Origin of the sequence: Aestuariivirga sp. (assembly GCF_047600585.1) — a bacterium.
In the GTDB taxonomy this organism is placed as follows: Bacteria; Pseudomonadota; Alphaproteobacteria; order Rhizobiales; family Aestuariivirgaceae; genus Aestuariivirga.
This window is the reverse complement of the sequence record NZ_JASGKP010000001.1, coordinates 3,381,996-3,400,518: the sequence shown is the minus strand read 5'-3', so window position 1 is coordinate 3,400,518 and position 18,523 is coordinate 3,381,996. Positions and strand designations below refer to the sequence as shown.

Sequence of the window (18,523 nt, the reverse complement as noted above, 5' to 3'; positions counted from 1 at the left end):
TGCCATGGCGGTTTTTCGTAATGTTCTGAAAGGATTGAACAAAATGCCCAAGATGAAGACCAAGTCTTCGGCCAAGAAGCGGTTCAAGTTCACCGCTTCCGGCAAGGTGAAGGCAGGTGCCGCCGGCAAGCGCCACGGCATGATCAAGCGCACCAACAAGCAGATCCGCAACCAGCGTGGCACCATGGTGCTTGCTCCGGGTGATGAACGCCTGGTCAAGATCCACATGCCCTACGCCGCGAAGTAAGGGGAGGCTCGTCACATGCCACGCGCAAAAGGCGGCGTCGTTGCCCGCCGCTCCCACAAGAAGGTCCTGGCCCGCGCCAAGGGCTACTTCTCCCGCCGCAAGAACATCTTCCGCGTTGCCGTGCAGGCCGTCGAGAAGGCGGAACAATACGCCTACATCGGCCGCCGCCAGAAGAAGCGCAACTTCCGCGCCCTCTGGATCCAGCGCATCAACGCCGGCACCCGCGAACTCGGCCTGACCTACGGCCGATTTATCAACGGCCTCGACAAGGCCGGCATCGAAGTGGACCGCAAGGTCCTCGCCGATCTCGCAGTGCATGACAAGGCCGCCTTTGCCGCCCTCGTGGACAAGGCAAAGGCCGCTCTCGCGTAAGTTCGAACAACTTACCAAACGTCATTCACCGGGCCTTGAGCGGGAGAGCAATCTCCCATACTCAGGGCCCGGTTTTGTTTTGAGGACACGAACGATGTCGCTGGACACCCTGGAGCGCGAAACCCTCGCGCAGGTCAACGCCGCTGCCGACGAGGCGGCCCTTGAGGCGGTGCGCGTTGCAGCACTTGGCAAGAAGGGCTCGATCTCCGAGCAGATGAAGGGCCTGGGCGCCCTGTCGCCCGAGGAGCGCAAGAGCTTCGGTGCGGCCCTCAACCTGCTCAAGGACAAGGTGACGGAAGCAATCGCCACCCGCAAGACGGCGCTGGCCGACAGGGCGCTGAACGAACGTCTCGCCCGCGAGACGATTGACGTGACGCTGCCGGTGCGTGGCGAACTGAAGGGAACGATCCATCCCGTCAACCAGGTGTGGGAAGAGATCGTGCAGATCTTCGGCGACCTCGGCTTCGCCGTGGCCGAGGGCCCGCACATCGAGGACGACTTCCATAACTTCGACGCCCTCAACATGCCGCCGGAACATCCGGCGCGGCAGGAACACGACACCTTCTATTTCCACGAGAAGCCGGACGGTTCGCGCCTCGTGCTCCGCACCCATACGAGCCCGGTGCAGATCCGCACCATGAAGACGCAGGCCCCGCCCATCCGCATCATCGCGCCCGGCCGCACCTTCCGCTCCGACAGCGACATGACCCACACGCCCATGTTCAACCAGGTCGAGGGCCTCGTCATCGACGAGACCACCCACATGGGTCATCTCAAGTGGGTGCTGCATGAATTCTGCAAGGCCTTCTTCGAGGTGAACGAGGTGAAGATGCGCTTCCGTGCCTCGCACTTCCCCTTCACCGAACCCTCCATGGAAGTGGACATCCAGTGCTCGTGGAAAGACGGTCAGGTGAAGATCGGCGAGGGTGACTCCTGGCTCGAGATCCTCGGCTCCGGCATGGTGCACCCGAACGTGATCCGCGCCGGCGGGCTTGATCCCGCCAAGGTGCAGGGCTTCGCCTTCGGCATGGGCATCGACCGCGTTGCCATGCTGAAGTACGGCATCCCCGACCTGCGGGCCTTCTTCGACTCGGACCTGCGCTGGCTCCGCCACTACGGCTTCCGCTCTCTCAACGTGCCGACCCTGGCCGGAGGACTGTCATGAAATTCACCCTCTCCTGGCTCAAGGATTATCTCGACACCACCGCCAGCGTCGACGAGATCGCCGCTGGCCTGCTCGGCATCGGCCTCGAAGTGGAAGAGGTGAGCGACAAGACCAAGGCGCTGGGCGCCTTCACGGTTGCCTACGTGCAGAAGGCCGAGAAGCATCCCAATGCCGACAAGCTCAAGCTCTGCGTGGTCGAGACGAAGGACGGCGTGAAGCAGGTGGTCTGCGGTGCGCCCAACGCCCGCACCGGCATGAAGGCAATCATCGCGCTCCCCGGCGTCACCATTCCGGTGACAGGGGCGGTGTTCGCGCCCGCCACCATCCGTGGTGTGGAATCCCAGGCCATGATGTGTTCCGAGCGTGAGCTGATGCTCTCCGATGAACACGACGGCATCATCGACGTGCCGGGCGACTGGCCGGTGGGCACGCCCGCCGCACAGGCCCTCGGCCTCGACGATCCCATGTTCTATGTCAAGGTGACGGCGAACCGCCCCGATGCGCTCGGCATCTACGGCATCGCCCGCGACCTCGCCGCCAAGGGCCTCGGCACGCTGAAGCCGCTGAATACACCGGCGGTTAAGGGCACGTTCGACTCGCCCATCACGGTGGCGCTCGACTTCCCCAAGGGTGACGAGAAGGCCTGCCCGCTCTTCGTCGGCCGCTATATCCGCGGCGTGAAGAACGGCCCGTCGCCCGCCTGGCTGCAGCAGCGGCTGAAGGCAATCGGCCTCCGCCCCATCTCGGCGCTCGTCGACATCACCAACTACATCACCTTCGCCCATGCCCGGCCGCTGCATGTCTTCGATGCGAAGAAGGTGCATGGCAACATCACCGCCCGCTTCGCCCGGGACGGCGAAACGATCGAGGCACTGGACAACAAGAGCTACACGCTCGCCCCCGGCATGACCGTGATCGCAGACGAGCAAGGCCCCGAGGCCGTGGGCGGCATCATCGGCGGCATTCCGTCGTCCTGCACCGACGAGACGACCGACGTCTTCCTGGAAGCCGCCTATTTCGATCCGGTGCGCACGGCGGCCACGGGCCGCAAGCTCGGCATCAACTCGGATGCGCGCTACCGCTTCGAACGCGGCATCGACCCGGCCTTCACGCCGGTGGGCGCCGAAATCGCCACGCAGATGATCCTCGATCTCTGCGGCGGCGAGGCCTCCAACCTCGTGATCGCCGGCAAGGTGCCGGAGACAAAGCGCACCTACACGCTGCGCAAGACGCGGGTGAAGCAGCTGGGCGGGCTTGATTGTCCGTGGGCGGATCAATTGAAGATCCTCCGCGCGCTTGGCTTCGGCGTGACCGAAGCAGCGGGAGGCGCCTCCTGCATTCCGCCCTCGTGGCGCCCGGACGTGAACGGCGAAGCCGATCTCGTCGAGGAAATCTGCCGCATCGTCGGGCTCGAGAACTTTCCCTTTGCGGAAATGCCGCGGCCCAATGCGGTGGCGCGCCCCGTGCTCACGCCCCTGCAGCGGCGCATGCTAACGACCAGGCGCACGCTTGCGGCGCGCGGCTTCAACGAGGCGGTGACCTACGCTTTCCTGCCGCATTCTCTCGCCGAACTCTTCGGCGGCGGCCAGAAGGAATTGCAGTTGGCGAATGCCATCTCGTCGGAACTGACCGACATGCGGCCGTCGCTCCTTCCCAATCTTCTCGCGGCAGCGGCGCGCAACATCGCCCGCGGCCATGCCGGCTTTGCCATCTCGGAAGTGGGCCATGCCTATGCCGGTGACCAGGCCAAGGACGAAACGCTGCGGGCTGCCGGCATCCGCCAGGGCGAGGCCGTGTCGCGCCAGTGGCAGGGCGGCATGCGCCCCGTCGATGCCTTCGACGCCAAGGCCGATTGCCTTGCCGTGCTCGAAGCTTGCGGCATGGCAGCAAGCACCCTTCAAGTGGTGAACACCGCACCCGCCTGGTTCCATCCCGGACGCAGTGGCACCCTGCAGATGGGGCCGCAGAACAAGATCGCGTTCTTCGGTGAGATCCATCCGAAGGTCTTGGCCGAGATGGACGTGAAGGGCCCCGTGGCCGCCTTCGAGATCGTTCTCAACCTGATCCCGGCGCCCCGCCAGAAGGGCACCGCGAAGCCGGCGCTCGTGCTCTCCGACCTGATGAGCGTGTCGCGCGACTTCGCCTTCGTGGTGGACGAGAAGGTGCAGGCCGCCGAACTCGTGAAGGCGGCGCGCGGCGTCGACAAGGTGACGGTGACGGAGGCGCAGGTCTTCGACGTGTTCAAGCTCGCCGACGGCAAGACCTCGCTGGCGCTGGAAGTGACGTTGCAGCCCAAGGACAAGACCTTCACCGACGAGGAGATCGAGGCGCTTTCCGCGAAGATCGTCGCTGCGGTGACCAAGGCCACGGGCGGCACGCTGCGGGGGTAGATTTCTGCTGCGTCATTCCATCCAAGCGGCACGCCAGTGCCGCGCGAGATGGAACCCCGCTTTGGACGGGGCAAGGAAGCTGGGTTCCATGTCTCGCGATGCTTTTGCATCGCTCGCATGGAATGACGGACGGATTTGAGGAGTCCTGCGCCCCGCTCATGCCCGCCCGCGGCGGCGAAGGTTGAAATCAGCGGCCGGATCGCACAGGCTTGCCACAGCAATGACGATCGCAAAGCCCCAGACCCGCACCCGATGAAGCCGCACGATAATCGCGCCTGGCTTCTGATGCTGCCTGCCGGCGCGATCATGCTCATCGTGGGTGTGGTGCCGCTGATCTCGGTCTTCAACTATTCCTTCCACGACATCTTCTCTCTCCAGAACCTGCATTGGGTCGGCCTCGACTGGTACACGGAACTGATCCGCTCCGACCGCTTCTGGGGCAGCCTCGGCCGCAGCCTGCTGTTCTCCGGCATCGTGCTCTCGGTGCAGCTGCCGCTTGGCATCTGGATCGCGCTGGTGCTCACGCGCACGCCCCGCCTCCGCACGCCGGTGCTCATGCTGCTGGCCCTGCCGCTCGTGGTGCCGTGGAACATGATCCCCATCATGTGGCTCGATCTCATCAGCAAGACGGGCCTTGTCGGCTCCACGCTCACAAGCCTCGCCATACCCTTCGATCCGCGCTTCAACGCCCTCCATACCTGGCTCGTGCTGGTGGTGATGGATACTTGGCACTGGCTCGGCCTCGTGGTGATCCTCAGCTTCGCCGGGCTTTCCGGCATTCCCAACGACTACTACCGCGCCGCGTCGGTCGATGGTGCCTCGCGGCTTGCCGTCTTCCGCTACATCCAGTTGCCGAAGATCAGCGGCATTCTCTCGATTGCAATCCTGCTCCGCTTCGTCGACAGCTTCATGATCTACACCGAGGCCTTCCGCATCAATGCGGGCGGACCCAACCGCGCCACCACCTTCCTCACCCTCGACCTCGGCGAGGAGATCAACAGCTTCACCTATGGTGCTGCGGCGGCACGCTCGATGGTCTACTTCCTGCTCGTCATCACCGCCGCCTGGACCTTCCGCACCGTCATGGACCGGCGCAAGGGCGCGCTGCAGGACATCAACACATGAGCAGCATTCCCACCCCGGCAGGCGAACGGCGGGGCAGCCTCACCCCCATCCTGCTCTTCGCAGGCCTGGCGCTGTTCATCCTGCTCCCCTTCGCGCAATCGCTCATCACCAGCTTCATCTCGACCATGCCGCGTGACGGGATCCGCGAGGGCGAGGTGAGCCTGATCAACTACATCCATATCGCGACGGTGCCGGCACTGCGCGCCTCGATCCTCAATTCCACCTTCTACGTGTTGCTCAACGTGGTGCTCTGCCTCATCGGAGGCCTGCCCGCGGCCTATGCCTATTCGCGCTACAGCTTCACCGGCGACCGGCACTTCTTCTTCATGCTGCTGATCTTCCGGGTGACGCCGCCCGTGGTGCTGTCGCTGCCGATCTTCATTCTCTTTGCCCATCTCAACCTCGTCAACACGCCCGTCGGCATCGCCCTCGTCCATTGCCTCTTCAATATCCCGATTGCCATCTGGGTGTTGGAGAGCTTCATCTCGGCGGTGCCGCGCGAGCTTGACGAGACGGCCTTCCTCGACGGCTATTCCCTGCCGCGCTTCTTCGTCCGTCATCTCATCCCGGTGATCGCGCCGGGGATCGGTGTCACGGCGTTTTTCTGTTTCATCTTCTCCTGGGTGGAGGTGGTCTTCGCCCGCATCCTCACGGTCACGGCGGGCATGCCCATCACCATGGCGATCAATTCGCTGCTCGGCATCAGGCCCGATATGGGGCTTGTGATGGCGATGAACGTGGTCTCGCTGCTGCCCGGCCTTGCCATGATCTACTTCGTGCGCAACCACCTGGCCCGCGGCTTCGTGGTGCGGACGTAAGATCCTTATCGTCCGTCATTCCATCCAAGCGGTACGAACGTGCCGCGCGAGATGGAACCCCGCTTTGGTCAGCAAAAAGGAAGCTGGGTTCCATGTCTCGCGACGCTGTCGCATCGCTCGCATGGAATGACGGTGAGAGCCGGGGGGTGGGAAGCCGGCCCACGATGCGGTATCCTCCGCCCGCGTGCCGGGGGGCCGGAGATGAAGACCATGCCAGACCGCATCGAACATGATTCACTGGGTGACTGGGCCGTGCCGGCCGACGCCGACTACGGCGTCCACACCGCCCGCGCCGCTGCCAATTTCCCCATCACCGGCACGCTGCTCTGCCATTATCCCGAACTCATCATCGCACTCGCCATGACCAAGAAGGCGGCGGCCGAAGCCAATGCCGAACTGGGTGCGCTCGATCCGAAGATCGCCCGTGCCATCGCGAAGGCCTGCGACCGTCTCATCGCCGGCGAGAACCACGACAACTTCATCGTCGACATGGTGCAGGGCGGGGCCGGCACCTCCACCAACATGAATGCCAACGAGGTGATCGCCAACATGGCGCTCCGCGAACTGGGCGAGCCGCGCGGCCGCTATGACGTGGTGAACCCCAACGATCACGTCAATCTCTCGCAATCGACGAACGACGTGTATCCCACCGCCGTGCGCCTCACCATGCTGCGCGAGGTGCCCATGCTGGTGAAGTCGCAGGAGCTTCTGGTCGCCGCTTTCGAGGCCAAGGCCCGCGAATTCCACGACATCATCAAGGTGGGCCGCACCCAGCTCATGGATGCGGTGCCGATGCGCCTCGGCTCGGAGTTCAAGGCCTTCGCCGTGACCGTGGGCGAGGATATCGAGCGCCTGCGCGAATTCTCCTCGCTACTGCGCGAGGTGAACCTGGGCGGCACGGCAATCGGCACCGGCATCAACACGCCGCGCGACTATTCCCGCATCGTGATCGGCAGGCTCGCGGGGATCTCGGGCGTGCCCCTCGTTCCGGCGGGAGACCTCATCGAAGCCACCTCGGACATGGGCGCCTTCGTCACTTTCTCCGGCGTGCTGAAGCGCATCGCCGTGAAGCTCTCGAAGATCTGCAACGATCTCCGCCTGCTGAACAGCGGCCCGCGTGCAGGTCTCGGCGAAATCCGCTTGCCCGCCGTGCAGGCGGGCTCGTCGATCATGCCGGGCAAGGTCAATCCGGTGATCCCGGAAGTGGTGAACCAGATCGCCTATCAGGTGATCGGCAACGACCTAACGGTGACGCTCGGTGCGGAGGCAGGCCAGTTGCAGTTGAACGCCATGGAGCCCGTCATCGTCTTCAACATCCTGCAATCCATGCGCATGCTCTCGCGCGGCATGACGGTGCTGCGGGAAAAATGCATCGAGGGGATCGAGGCCGACGCCGAGCGCTGCCGCGAGCTGCTGGAGAATTCCCTCGTCGCCGTCACGGCCCTCAACCCCTACATCGGCTATGCCGAGGCCAGCCGTGTCGCCAAGACGGCGCTCTCTTCGAGAAGCAGCATCCGCGATGTCGTGCTGGCTGAAAAGCTGATGACGGAGGCGCAGCTGGCGCAGGCCTTCTCCAACGAGACGCTGCTCGGCCAGAAGGACCGCTGATCAGGCGAAGGGAAGCTCCGGCCCCACCGGCACGATGCCGTTGGGATTGAGCGACTTGATCGAGTAGTAGCCGCGCTTGATGTGGTCGATGTTCACCGTGGCGCGGATGCCGGGCAGCGCCATCACGTCCATGATGAAGCGCGAGAGGCGGGGGTAATCCGCAATCCGCCGCTTGTTGCACTTGAAGATGCCGTGATAGGCCGCATCAAAGCGCACCAGTGTCACGAAGAGGCGGATGTCGCTCTCTGTGAAGTGTGCGCCGAACAGGAAGGGGCCGTTCTCCGCCAGCTGCTGTTCCATGCGGTCCAGTGTGGCGAAGACCTCCGCATAGGCCTCTTCATAGGCCACCTGCGTGGTGGCAAAGCCGGCGCGGTAGACGCCGTTGTTGAGGCTGCCGTAGATCGCATCGTTCAGCGCATCGATGCGTGTGCGCAGGGCTTCCGGAGAAAGATCATGCCCGTTCTTCGCCAATCCGCCGAAGCCCGTATTGAGAATGCGCAGGATGTCGGCGCTCTCGTTGTTGACGATGGTGTTGCGGCTCTTGTCCCACAGCACCGGCACGGTGGCGCGGCCCGAGATGTGCGGGTCGGCCTTGGTGTAGATCTCGTGCATGTAGGTGGCGCCGCCCAGGTGATCAGGCGTGCTGCCGGGATAATCGCCGAAGCGCCAGCCCTGCGGCGTGAGGGCCGGCTCGACAACGGAAATGCTGATCACGTCCTCGAGGCCCTTGATGGCGCGCGCCATCAGCGTGCGGCTGGCCCAGGGGCAGATATAGGCGACATAGAGATGGTAGCGCCCGGCTTCGGCCTTGAAGCCTGCGTCGCCGGTCGGGCCGGCGCTGCCGTCCGGCGTCACCCAGTTGCGGAAGGTTGAGGTCTGGCGCACGAAGCCGCCCTTGGCGTCGGTCGCCTGCACGGGCTGCCAGTCGGCCACCCACTTTCCGTCAACCAGCATGAACCGTTACTCCTCGTCGAACTTGGCGTTGACGAGCGTCTCGAGTGCCGCGATGGCCGCCTCCGCATCGGGGCCCGAGGCTTCCACCTTGATCGAGGTTCCCATCGACGCCGCCAGCATCATCAATCCCATGATCGAGGTGGCGGGCACGGTCTGGCCATCCTTTGAGACGGTGATCTCGGCATTGAAGCCCTCGGCGCATTTCACGAACTTGGCCGAGGCCCGGGCGTGAAGCCCGCGCTGGTTGGTGATCGCCATCTCGCGCTGGAGTGTTGCCATTGGCCCCGCCTGCCCCTGCTTCCCCGTGTCAGTCCCCCAGCACCTGGCTGGCAATGTTGATGTACTTGCGCCCCGCATCCTGGGCGGCCGCCGCCGCCTTGTGCAGGTTGGTGTCGCGGCGCACCCGCGCCAGCTTCACCAGCATGGGCAGGTTGAGGCCCGCCACCACTTCGATGCGGCCCTCTTCCAGAAGCGAGATCGCCAGGTTGGAGGGCGTGCCGCCGAACATGTCGGTGAGGATGATGACGCCGTCCCCGCTATCGACGCGCTGGGCTGCTGCGGCAATGTCGGCGCGGCGGAGATCCATCTTGTCGTCGGGCCCGATGCAGATCGCCTCGATCTGATCCTGCCGGCCCACGACATGCTCCACGGCATGAATGAACTCCGAGGCGAGACGCCCGTGAGTGACCAGCACCAGACCGATCATGCGTCCTTCAGCCATTTCAGTTGTTTCATTGTCTGTCCAACACTTACGCGAAAGTGCCGCTCTTTACGCCTTTTGCCCCCCTCCGGGCAATGCCCCCGGTTGTGCCCAGATCCGGGCCGTCAGCACCGTCCGGATCATCGCCGGGGCGGCGGGCTGGGCCCGGTCCAGGGCCATGCGGGGCAGGCTGATGCCGGCAATTTCGGCCGTGAGCAGGCGTTCTTCCGGCATGCGCTCGAGGTCATGGCTGTCGCGCAGGTCGACGATCAGGGCCACGCGCGCAGAGGCAAGATGCGGAAGTGTCAGGATTCCTTGCCCCCGCAATTCCAGGAGTCCGGCGAGTGCGGCAGGCGCCGAGGCGCGCAATCCGCCGCCCTCCGGCGTGAGAAGGGTCTGGTCATCGGCCACAAGCCGCGCCCGGAGGGGAATATCGCCGCTCCCCAGCCCCGCCGCATCGATGAGGCGGAGCGCCAGTTCCGACTTGCCGCTTCCCGGCCTGCCACGAATGAGGATGCCGTGATCGGTGCCCGCCGCATCGCGAATCGCGACCGTGGTGGCGTGGATGTTGAAGGGCGTCATGACCGCGCCGGCGGTTCCCAGTCCGCCGCCAGCATCGGAATGCGCACGATGAAGCGGGCGCCGAGCACCGGGCGCGTACCGTCCGCGTTGGCGCGGCCCTGGCGGTTCTCGGCCCAGACGCGGCCCTTGTGGGCTTCGACGATCTGCCGTGAGATGGCGAGGCCGAGGCCCGAGTTCTTGCCGAAGCTCTGTTCGGGGCGGTCGGTGTAGAAGCGTTCGAAGACGCGCTCGAGATTCTCCGGGCGGATGCCGGGGCCCGAATCCTCCACGCGCACCTCGATGTCGCCGCCGCTGCGGCGGATGCGGACGAAGATCTTGGTGCCGGGCAGCGTGAAGGAGCGGGCGTTGTCGATGAGATTGCGGAAGACCTGCGAGAGGCGCGAGTCCTGGCCCAGCACGCGGTAGGCCATGTCCTGGCGGAGGCCCGGTCCCGGCGGCTGCACCACCAGCACGACTTCGGCATCGCCACTCTTCGCCGTTTCGTTGGCGAGGATGACGATGGCGCCCAAAAGCTTGGCGACGTCGACCGGCGTCGATTCACTGCGCGAAAGTTCCGCATCAAGCCGCGAGGCATCGGAGATGTCGGTGATCAGGCGGTCCATGCGCTTCACGTCATGCTTGACGATGTCGACGAGGCGCTGGCGCTGTTCGTCGGTCTTGACGAAGCTCAGGGTTTCGACCGCACTGCGGAGCGAGGTGAGCGGGTTCTTTAGTTCGTGGCTCACGTCGGCGGCGAAGGCCTCGATGGCATCGATACGTTTGTAGAGGGCGCCGGTCATGTCGCGGAGCGAGCCGGAGAGATGGCCGATCTCGTCACTGCGCCGCGTGAAGTCGGGAATCTCCACACGCGTGTTGACGCCGCGGCGCACCTTCTGGGCCGCGGCCGAGAGCAGGCGGATGGGCTTGGCGATGGTGGAAGCCAGCGCGATCGAGAGGAGAAGGGCAACGAGTGTCGCGAAGCCGAAGGTGAGCAGCACGATGCGGCGCTCGGCCCAGACGACGTTGTCGATCTCGCCGCCGCGGTTGGAGAGCACGAGTGCGCCCAGCACGGCGCGGAAGCGCTGCACCGGCACGGAGACGAGCACGATGATCTGGCCGTCCTCGTTGAGCCGGACGATGCTCACCGAAGCGCCATTCAAGGCGGCGGCCACTTCGGGCGCATCCTTGTTGCCGTCGAGGCCATACTCCGCGTGAACGGGATAGTCATAGCCGAAGACCCAGTCGAAGAGGCTGTTCCACCAGCGGGCAACGGCATTGGGCGGCGAGGTGTTGACGGGGCCTTCCGACTCGATCAGATCGCTGCCGCCCATGAGGAAGCGGCTGTCGACGATCAGGTTGCCGTCGGGATCGATGATTCGGGCGCGGTTGTTCGTGTTGGCGAGGAGACGCCGCAGCACCGGGCCTGCCTTTTCCGGATCAATGGGAAAGTCGAGGCCTTCCACCGGATTGATTTCGCTCTGGGCGTTTTCCGAGAAGTCGTCGAGGGAATCGGGCGTGATGACGATGTTGCCGGTGTCGGCGGAGGCGGAGCCTGCCACCGCGCCGGCGATGATCTGCGCCTGGGTGGTGAGGCTCTGCACCTTGGCGTCGATCAGGCCCTGGCGGAACTGGTTGAAGTAGAGAATGCCGAAGGCGAGGACGAAAAGCCCGAGGATGTTGATGAGGGCGATGCGGGCGGTGAGGCTGGTGGGGGCAAGGCGGCGGAGCAGCGGCGGACGCACCGCAGCCTCGGACAAGGCGTCGCTTTCCAGCGCCTCATCCGCGTCGCTGCGGTCCGTTTCGATGTCCTTCGGCTTGTCCAGCATGTCAGGCCCCACCCGGGCGGCAATGCCGGTTTACTGCTCCTTGAAGCGGTAGCCAACGCCGTACAGCGTTTCGATACCGTCGAAGCTTTCGTCGACCTGGTTGAACTTCTTGCGCAGGCGCTTGATGTGGCTGTCGATGGTGCGGTCGTCCACATAGACCTGGTCATCATAGGCCGCATCCATCAGCGCATCGCGGCTCTTGACGATGCCGGGGCGCTGGGCGAGCGACTGCAGGATGAGGAATTCGGTGACGGTGAGGGTCACGGGCTTGCCATCCCAGGTGCAGGAGTGGCGGTCCGGGTCCATCGAGAGCTTGCCGCGCTCGATCACCTTGTTGGCTTCCGGCACGGGAGCCGCACCATCGCGGGCGCCCGCACGGCGCAGCACCGCCTTGACGCGCTCGACCAGCAGGCGCTGCGAGAAGGGCTTCTTGATGAAATCGTCGGCCCCCATCTTGAGGCCGAAGAGCTCGTCGATCTCGTCGTCCTTGGAGGTGAGGAAGATCACCGGAAGGTCGGTCTTCTGGCGGATGCGGCGGAGAAGTTCCATGCCGTCCATGCGCGGCATCTTGATGTCGAAGATGGCGACATCGGGCGGATTGTCCATGAGGCCCTGAAGGGCGGCGGCGCCGTCGTTGTACTTCTGCACGGCATAGCCCTCGGCCTCCATGGTCATTCCCACGGAGGTCAGGATGTTGCGGTCATCATCGACCAAGGCAATCGTCGGCATCTTCTTGTTCATTCCTTTCGTAGCCTCCTGTCGCATAGGTATGAAAGTGGAACAAAATGTGGCACCTGATATAGATGCTCTGGCCTGAAATTGCGAGGTTTTTAGATGGAATCGCCGAAACGTGATGGAATGGCGGCAGCCCAGCGCCTGCTGCGGGCAGGGGGAACCGGTGCCCTTGCCGTGCTTGAACCGGGGGCAGGAAGTCCCATGGTGACAATGGTTAACACCGCGGTGGACAGTGGTCTCCGTCCCGTCATCCTGATCTCGAACCTGTCGCTGCACACCCGCTGCCTGATGGCGGACCCGCGCGCCAGCCTGATGCTACACGACATCTTCCCGGCGGACGGCGACCCGCAAACCGCCCTGCGTGTGACCCTTTCGGGGCGCTTTGAGAAGCTTGCCGAGCCGGAGGAAGAAGAGGCGGCGAAGGCCTTCCTGACGCGTCACCCCTATGCCGAACTCTATGCCGGCTTCGGGGACTTTGCCTTCTGGCGGCTGGCGGCGGAGCAGGCCCACATCGTGGCGGGCTTCGGCCGCGCCTATGACGTGCGCTTCGTGGACCTCGCGGCCCTCTGACTCAGGCGATCAATCCTGCCGCACCACCAGGTCGGCAGGGGCCCGGTGGGCGAGCACGTGGGCGATGTTGAGATCGTCGTTGGAGGCGATCCAGTTCCGCGCGTAGTCCATGTCGAAGCCGTGATCAAGCCAGCGCTGGATCAGGCGCTTGCGCAGTTCGTCATGCGGCACATCGATGAAGATGCTGAAATCGAAGAGCGGCCTCAGCCTGGTCCACGGCGCTTCATCGAGGAGGAGATAGTTGCCCTCGATGAGGATGAAGCGGGTGTCGCCGCGCACGATGTCGGCTGCGGCCCGCGACAGTTCCATGGTGCGGTCAAAGACCGGAATGGCGATGTCGGGTTCGCGGGCGCGGATGCGGCGGAGAAGATGCTCGAAGCCCGCCGCATCGAAGGTGAAGGGCGCACCCTTGCGCGGGCGGTGGCCGCGGGCGTTGAGCACCGCATCGTCGAAGTGATAGCCGTCCATGGGAACCACGACGGCACTCTCGCCCGCCGCGGTCAGACCCTTCTGCAGGTCATGCGCAGTGGTCGACTTGCCTGAGGCGGGCGGACCCGCAATCGCCACCATGAAGCGCTCATGGCCCTTGGCGCGCACCAGGATATCGGCCTGCAGGTCGGCAAGGTTCATCGAAGCGTCAGCCCAGAAGTTCCGGCGGCGGCGCCTTGGCGCCGGTCATCAGCGCCACCGCATCCGACATGCTGAAGTCCTTCGGATTGATGGTGCAGAGCCGCTTGCCGAGGCGGTGGATATGGATGCGGTCGCAGACCTCGAAGACATGCGGCATGTTGTGCGAGATGAGCACGATCGGAAGCCCGCGCTTCTTGACGTCGAGGATGAGTTCGAGCACGCGGCGCGATTCCTTGACGCCGAGCGCCGCAGTGGGTTCGTCCATGATCAGCACCTTGGTGCCGAAGGCAGCGGCACGCGCCACCGCCACGCCCTGGCGCTGGCCGCCCGACAGGGTTTCCACCGCCTGGCCGATGTTTTGAATGGTCATGAGGCCGAGTTCGGTGAGCTTTTGGCGCGCCACCTTCTCCATGGCGCCGCGGTCGAGCATGCGGAAGAGCGAGCCGAGGACGCCGGGCTTCCGCAGTTCGCGGCCGAGGAACATGTTGTCGGAGATGGAGAGGGCGGGCGAGAGCGCGAGGTTCTGGTAGACGGTCTCGATCCCCGCAAGGCGCGCATCCATCGGCGTGCGGAAGTGGAGCGTCTTGCCCTCGAGCCTGATCTCGCCTTCATCGGGCGTGACGGCACCGCAGATCGCCTTGATCAGGGTCGACTTGCCCGCACCGTTGTCGCCGATCACCCCCAGCACTTCGCCGGGGTAGAGATCGAAGTTGGCGTTGTCGAGGGCGGTGACGCGGCCATAGCGCTTGACCAGGCCACGGGTGGTGAGGATTGGCTCGCGGGCCGGTTCCTGTGCGGGTGCCTTTGCTGCTGCTGACTTTGCCATGGTCTTACCCCGCAACCTTTCTGATCCACTGGTCCACCGTCACGGCGGCGATGATGAGGACGCCGATGAGGAGGTAGGTCCACTGGGCGTCGGCGCCGAAGAGGCGCAGACCCAGCGAGAACACGCCCACGATGAGGGCGCCGAAGATCATGCCGAGGATCGAGCCGCGCCCGCCGAACAGCGAGATGCCGCCGATCACCACGGCGGTGATCGATTCGATGTTGGCGAATTCGCCCGAGGTGGGCGAGACCGAGCCGATGCGCCCGATCAGCACCCAGCCGGCCACGGCGCAGATGAAACCGGACAGCGTGTAGGTCATCACCAGCATCTTCTTCACCGGAACGCCGGCGAGATCGGCTGCGTCGGGATCGTCACCCACGGCATAAAGCCTTCGTCCCCAGGCGGTGTAATTGAGCACGTACCAGAGGAAGATGACGAGCAGCACCATGAAGACCACGCCCAGCGTGAAGACGGCGCCGCCCACTTTGATCTGCCCGCCGAAGAACTGGAGGAGCGGGGCTTGCGCCTCGATGTCCTGCCCGCGGATCGTCTCGTTCTTGGAATAGATGTACTTGATCGAGTTGTAGACCTGCCAGGTGCCCAGCGTAACGATGAAGGGCGGCAGGCGCATGTGCGCCACAAGCCAGCCGTTGATGAAGCCGCAGAGCGTGCCGCAGGCAAGCCCGCAGAGAATGGAAATGGGAACGGGAATGCCGTAGCGGAAGGTGAACTGGCCCATGATGACGGCCGAGAGCACCATGGTGGCGCCCACCGAGAGATCGATGCCGGCGGTGAGGATGACGAGCGTCTGCGCTGCACCCACGATGCCGACGATGGCGATCTGCTGGACGATGAGGGTGAGCGAATAGGCGTTGAAGAACTTGCCGCCCACCAGCACGCCGAAGGCGAGCACCGAGAGGATGAGGACGATCAGCGGCACGGCCGCGGGGCTGGAATGGAGGAAATGCTGGAAGCGCTTCAGCGCCGAATCCTGCTCCTCGAATGACGCGACGTTCTTGTCGCTCTTGTCGAGAACCTTCTCGAATTCCTGCGCAGTGGCCATGGTGTCCCCTCCCGAGAGATATGTGCCCGGTGCTTCCGCACTCTTGGCGCAACGGACGATCAAATCGGAACGATTTGAGAGTGGAAAGTTGCGCCAGATATTTAATTTGACGCATCTTTCGCGTCGCAAGGTGATTCCACTTGCTCGCACGATGCGTTATTATTCGAAGGGCGGCATCGAGGCCGCCCTCCGTCTCAGGTGATCATTGTCCGGAAACGCTGCGGGATCAACCCCAGCAGAGTTCGAGACCCTTCTTGGTGTCGATCGACTCGACGCCATCGACCGGGTTGTCGGTGATGAGCTTCACGCCGGTGTCGAAGAAGTTCTTGCCGTCGGTGGCCTTCGGCTTTTCGCCGGTGTCGGCGAACTTCTTGATCGCTTCCACGCCCAAGGCGGCCATCAGCAGCGGATACTGCTGCGAGGTGCCGCCGATGATGCCTTCGGCAACGTTCTTCACGCCCGGGCAGCCGCCGTCGACCGACATGATCAGGACCTGCTTTTCCTTGCCCACGGCCTTGAGGGCCTCATAGGCGCCGGCAGCGGCGGGTTCGTTGATCGTGTGGATCACGTTGATGTCCGGATTGATCTGGAGGAGGTTCTCCATGGCCTTGCGGCCGCCTTCCGGGTTGCCGTTGGTGTAGTCGTGGCCGACGATGCGCGGATCATCCTCGTCGCCGATCACGTTCGGGTCCTTGATGTCGATGCCGAAGCCCTTCATGAAGCCCTGGTCGCGGAGCACGTCCACGGTGACCTGCTTGGAGTTGATGTCGAGGAAGCCGATCTTGGCGTCCTTGGCGGCATCGCCCAGCTTGGCCTTGGCATAAGCACCGATCAGGAAGCCGGCCTGGAAGTTGTCGGTGGCCATGGTCTGGTCAGCGGCGTCGATGGGCTCAAGCGGCGTGTCGAGGGCGATCACGAGGATGCCGGCGTCGCGGGCCTTCTTGATCGAGGGCACGATGGCCTTGGTGTCGGAGGGGGTGATCAGGATGCCCTTGGCGCCATCGGCGATGCAGGTTTCGATCGCGGCCACCTGGCCTTCGTTGTCGCCGTCGTCCTTGCCGGCATAGGCCTTGAGGTCAACGCCGAGTTCGGCGGCCTTGGCCGTGGCACCTTCCTTCATCTTGACGAAGAAGGGGTTGGTGTCGGTCTTGGTGATGAGGCAGGCGCCGACGCCGGCGGCCTGGCCCGAAGTCGAGGCGAGAGCCAAGAGGCCAGCACCCAGCAGAGCAGTCTTCAACAGAGCTTTCACGTTCAGATCCTCCCATGAATACCCGCCAGTTTGCGGGCGAACGCTACAATGTGCGCGAGAGACCGGAGTCACCCGTGACGGGCCTTCGGCCTCTTGCACCGCCGACGATGATGGAATCGAACTTCACCTCCTGTCAATAAGTAAATCAGAATGATTTATTATTGACAGGCGGCCCGGCCTGCTGAATCCATAAGCAGACGGAGAAAACCGGAGACCGGAGACTGACGGGATTGACTGGGGACATGGGCGACATGCAGCCGGAGCGGGACATTCGCAGCGACAAGCCGGCCGCAACGGAGGGGAACCCCTTCGAGGCGGGGCCGGAGGCTGCCGCCGATTTCGGCCTGACCCGGCGCGGCACCACCCAGACCGGCGTGCGCATCTATCACGAGCGCCTCGCCCTCTCGCTGATCCGCACCCACGGCAATCTCTCGAAGGCGGAGATCGCGCGGCTCACTGGACTTTCGGCCCAGACCGTGTCGGTGATCGTGCGCGGGCTGGAGCGGGATCATCTGGTGCTGAAGGGAGAGTCGGTCAGGGGCCGTGTCGGCCAGCCCTCGCAGCCCTATTCGCTCAATCCGGACGGGGCCTTTGCGCTCGGCCTCAAGGTGGGCCGACGCTCGGGCGACCTGGTGCTCATCGATCTTGCCGGAAGGAAGCGCCACGCCGTCCACATTCCCTATCACTTCCCCACCCCCATGCAGTTTCTCGCCTATGCCCGCGCCGGTCTCGACGAGATCCTCGCCAGCCTGCCGCGCAATCTGCACAAGCGCATCGCCGGGCTCGGCATCGCCGCACCCTTCGAGCTGTGGAACTGGGGGAAGGAGATCGGCGCCCCCGACGAGGTGATGGATGCCTGGCGCGAGTTCAATCTCACCGCCGAGATCATGCAGCTCTGTGATTGGCCGGTCATGCCCTGCAATGATGCGACTGCGGCCTGCGCCGCCGAACTGCTCTTCGGCACCGGCCACCGCTACCGCGACTTCGCCTATCTCTACGTAGGCTACTTCGCGGGCGGCGGTCTCGTCATCAACGGCCAGCTCCATCAGGGCCCGACCGGCAATGCCGCTGCCTTCGGCTCGTTGCCGGTGCCGAAGCCGGGTGGCGGCAGCGAACAGCTCATTCACTCCGCCTCGCTCTACAAGCTGGAGCGCGCCCTCTTCGATGCCGGCAACGAGCCCGGCCTGATGTGGCGGCGGGGCGACGACTGGTCGGGTGCGGAAGCGCAAACCGGTCCGTGGATTGCGGGCGCCGCCCGCGGCCTCGCCTTCGCCACGGCAAGCATTGCCAGCGTGGTCGACTGTCCGGCGATCATCATTGACGGCGCCATGCCGCCCGCGATCCGCCACCGCCTCGTGGAGGCGACGCGGGCCGAGGCAAAGCTCCTCAACATGGACGGCATCACGCCCTTCGCCATCGAGGAGGGCACGATCGGCATCGACGCCCGCGCCCTGGGTGCAGCCAGCCTGCCGCTCTTCGCCAACTTCATGGCCGACCGGGACGTGCTGTTCAAAGAGAGTGCGTGAGTGTTCGCCCTCCCTCCATGGCCGGGCATGGAGAGAAAACATAGCCGTCACCCCCGCGAAGGCGGGGGCCCAGCTTTCTCCTGTATACCTGTGACCCGCCAAAGCTGGATTCCGGCTCGCGCGCGACATCTCGCTGACGCTCGATCAAGGCGCGCGTC

General features: G+C 64.5%; 19 protein-coding genes. 9 read left to right on the top strand and 10 right to left on the bottom strand.

Going from position 1 to position 18,523, the window contains the following annotated elements; all coding sequences use genetic code 11:
• Window positions 1-43: 43 nt before the first annotated feature.
• From rpmI to QM801_RS16725, 7 genes are all read left to right on the top strand, one after another.
• Window positions 44-247 (top strand): 50S ribosomal protein L35, encoded by a 204-nt coding sequence (rpmI, locus tag QM801_RS16755; RefSeq protein WP_415020345.1) that lies wholly within the window; start codon window positions 44-46, stop codon window positions 245-247.
• Between the two features lie 15 nt (window positions 248-262).
• Entirely contained in the window at window positions 263-619 is a 357-nt protein-coding gene (gene rplT / locus QM801_RS16750) for a 50S ribosomal protein L20 (RefSeq protein ID WP_415020344.1), read from the top strand.
• Window positions 620-713: 94 nt separating this feature from the next.
• A complete protein-coding gene (gene pheS, locus QM801_RS16745; protein WP_415020343.1) occupies window positions 714-1,784 on the top strand; it encodes a phenylalanine--tRNA ligase subunit alpha in 1,071 nt (356 codons plus the stop codon).
• Window positions 1,781-4,174: a phenylalanine--tRNA ligase subunit beta gene (gene pheT / locus QM801_RS16740; RefSeq protein ID WP_415020342.1), complete on the top strand. Its 2,394-nt coding sequence runs from the start codon at window positions 1,781-1,783 to the stop codon at window positions 4,172-4,174. The genes pheS and pheT overlap by 4 nt, the downstream gene beginning before the upstream one ends.
• A gap of 252 nt (window positions 4,175-4,426) precedes the next feature.
• On the top strand, window positions 4,427-5,299 hold the full coding sequence (locus tag QM801_RS16735) for a carbohydrate ABC transporter permease (RefSeq protein ID WP_415020341.1): 873 nt from the start codon (window positions 4,427-4,429) through the stop codon (window positions 5,297-5,299).
• Window positions 5,296-6,117, top strand: coding sequence for a carbohydrate ABC transporter permease (locus QM801_RS16730; protein WP_415020340.1), 822 nt, complete (start codon window positions 5,296-5,298; stop codon window positions 6,115-6,117). The genes QM801_RS16735 and QM801_RS16730 overlap by 4 nt, the downstream gene beginning before the upstream one ends.
• Before the next feature lie 210 nt (window positions 6,118-6,327).
• Window positions 6,328-7,725 (top strand): aspartate ammonia-lyase, encoded by a 1,398-nt coding sequence (locus tag QM801_RS16725; RefSeq protein ID WP_415020339.1) that lies wholly within the window; start codon window positions 6,328-6,330, stop codon window positions 7,723-7,725.
• Here QM801_RS16725 and QM801_RS16720 read toward each other — a convergent pair whose 3' ends face one another.
• From QM801_RS16720 to QM801_RS16695, 6 genes are all read right to left on the bottom strand, one after another.
• The gene (locus QM801_RS16720) at window positions 7,726-8,679 is read right to left on the bottom strand and encodes a glutathione S-transferase family protein (protein WP_415020338.1); all 954 of its coding nucleotides are present in this window, start codon (window positions 8,677-8,679) and stop codon (window positions 7,726-7,728) included.
• A gap of 6 nt (window positions 8,680-8,685) precedes the next feature.
• Entirely contained in the window at window positions 8,686-8,958 is a 273-nt protein-coding gene (locus tag QM801_RS16715; protein ID WP_415020337.1) for an HPr family phosphocarrier protein, read from the bottom strand.
• A 28-nt stretch (window positions 8,959-8,986) separates the two neighbouring features.
• The gene (locus QM801_RS16710) at window positions 8,987-9,385 is read right to left on the bottom strand and encodes a PTS sugar transporter subunit IIA (RefSeq protein WP_415020946.1); all 399 of its coding nucleotides are present in this window, start codon (window positions 9,383-9,385) and stop codon (window positions 8,987-8,989) included.
• A 63-nt stretch (window positions 9,386-9,448) separates the two neighbouring features.
• The gene (locus QM801_RS16705) at window positions 9,449-9,961 is read right to left on the bottom strand and encodes an HPr kinase/phosphorylase (RefSeq protein ID WP_415020336.1); all 513 of its coding nucleotides are present in this window, start codon (window positions 9,959-9,961) and stop codon (window positions 9,449-9,451) included.
• Window positions 9,958-11,766 (bottom strand): stimulus-sensing domain-containing protein, encoded by a 1,809-nt coding sequence (locus QM801_RS16700; RefSeq protein WP_415020335.1) that lies wholly within the window; start codon window positions 11,764-11,766, stop codon window positions 9,958-9,960. Before QM801_RS16700 ends, QM801_RS16705 begins: the two co-directional genes overlap by 4 nt.
• Window positions 11,767-11,796: 30 nt before the next feature.
• Window positions 11,797-12,495 carry a response regulator transcription factor gene (locus QM801_RS16695; protein ID WP_415020945.1) on the bottom strand — a complete coding sequence of 233 codons (699 nt, stop codon included), beginning with the start codon at window positions 12,493-12,495 and terminating at the stop codon, window positions 11,797-11,799.
• A gap of 105 nt (window positions 12,496-12,600) precedes the next feature.
• Here QM801_RS16695 and QM801_RS16690 point away from each other — a divergent pair, with 105 nt between their 5' ends.
• Window positions 12,601-13,071 (top strand): pyridoxamine 5'-phosphate oxidase family protein, encoded by a 471-nt coding sequence (locus QM801_RS16690; RefSeq protein ID WP_415020334.1) that lies wholly within the window; start codon window positions 12,601-12,603, stop codon window positions 13,069-13,071.
• Window positions 13,072-13,080: 9 nt separating this feature from the next.
• On the opposite strand, the gene QM801_RS16685 is transcribed toward QM801_RS16690, so the two are convergent.
• From QM801_RS16685 to QM801_RS16670, 4 genes are all read right to left on the bottom strand, one after another.
• On the bottom strand, window positions 13,081-13,701 hold the full coding sequence (locus tag QM801_RS16685) for a nucleoside triphosphate hydrolase (protein WP_415020333.1): 621 nt from the start codon (window positions 13,699-13,701) through the stop codon (window positions 13,081-13,083).
• A gap of 7 nt (window positions 13,702-13,708) precedes the next feature.
• Window positions 13,709-14,527 carry an ATP-binding cassette domain-containing protein gene (locus QM801_RS16680; RefSeq protein WP_415020332.1) on the bottom strand — a complete coding sequence of 273 codons (819 nt, stop codon included), beginning with the start codon at window positions 14,525-14,527 and terminating at the stop codon, window positions 13,709-13,711.
• A gap of 4 nt (window positions 14,528-14,531) precedes the next feature.
• On the bottom strand, window positions 14,532-15,590 hold the full coding sequence (locus QM801_RS16675) for an ABC transporter permease (RefSeq protein WP_415020331.1): 1,059 nt from the start codon (window positions 15,588-15,590) through the stop codon (window positions 14,532-14,534).
• Window positions 15,591-15,816: 226 nt separating this feature from the next.
• Window positions 15,817-16,845 carry a sugar ABC transporter substrate-binding protein gene (locus QM801_RS16670; protein ID WP_415020944.1) on the bottom strand — a complete coding sequence of 343 codons (1,029 nt, stop codon included), beginning with the start codon at window positions 16,843-16,845 and terminating at the stop codon, window positions 15,817-15,819.
• A 236-nt stretch (window positions 16,846-17,081) separates the two neighbouring features.
• On the opposite strand from QM801_RS16670, the gene QM801_RS16665 reads away from it, so the two are divergent.
• Entirely contained in the window at window positions 17,082-18,365 is a 1,284-nt protein-coding gene (locus QM801_RS16665; RefSeq protein WP_415020330.1) for an ROK family transcriptional regulator, read from the top strand.
• Window positions 18,366-18,523 lie beyond the last annotated feature (158 nt).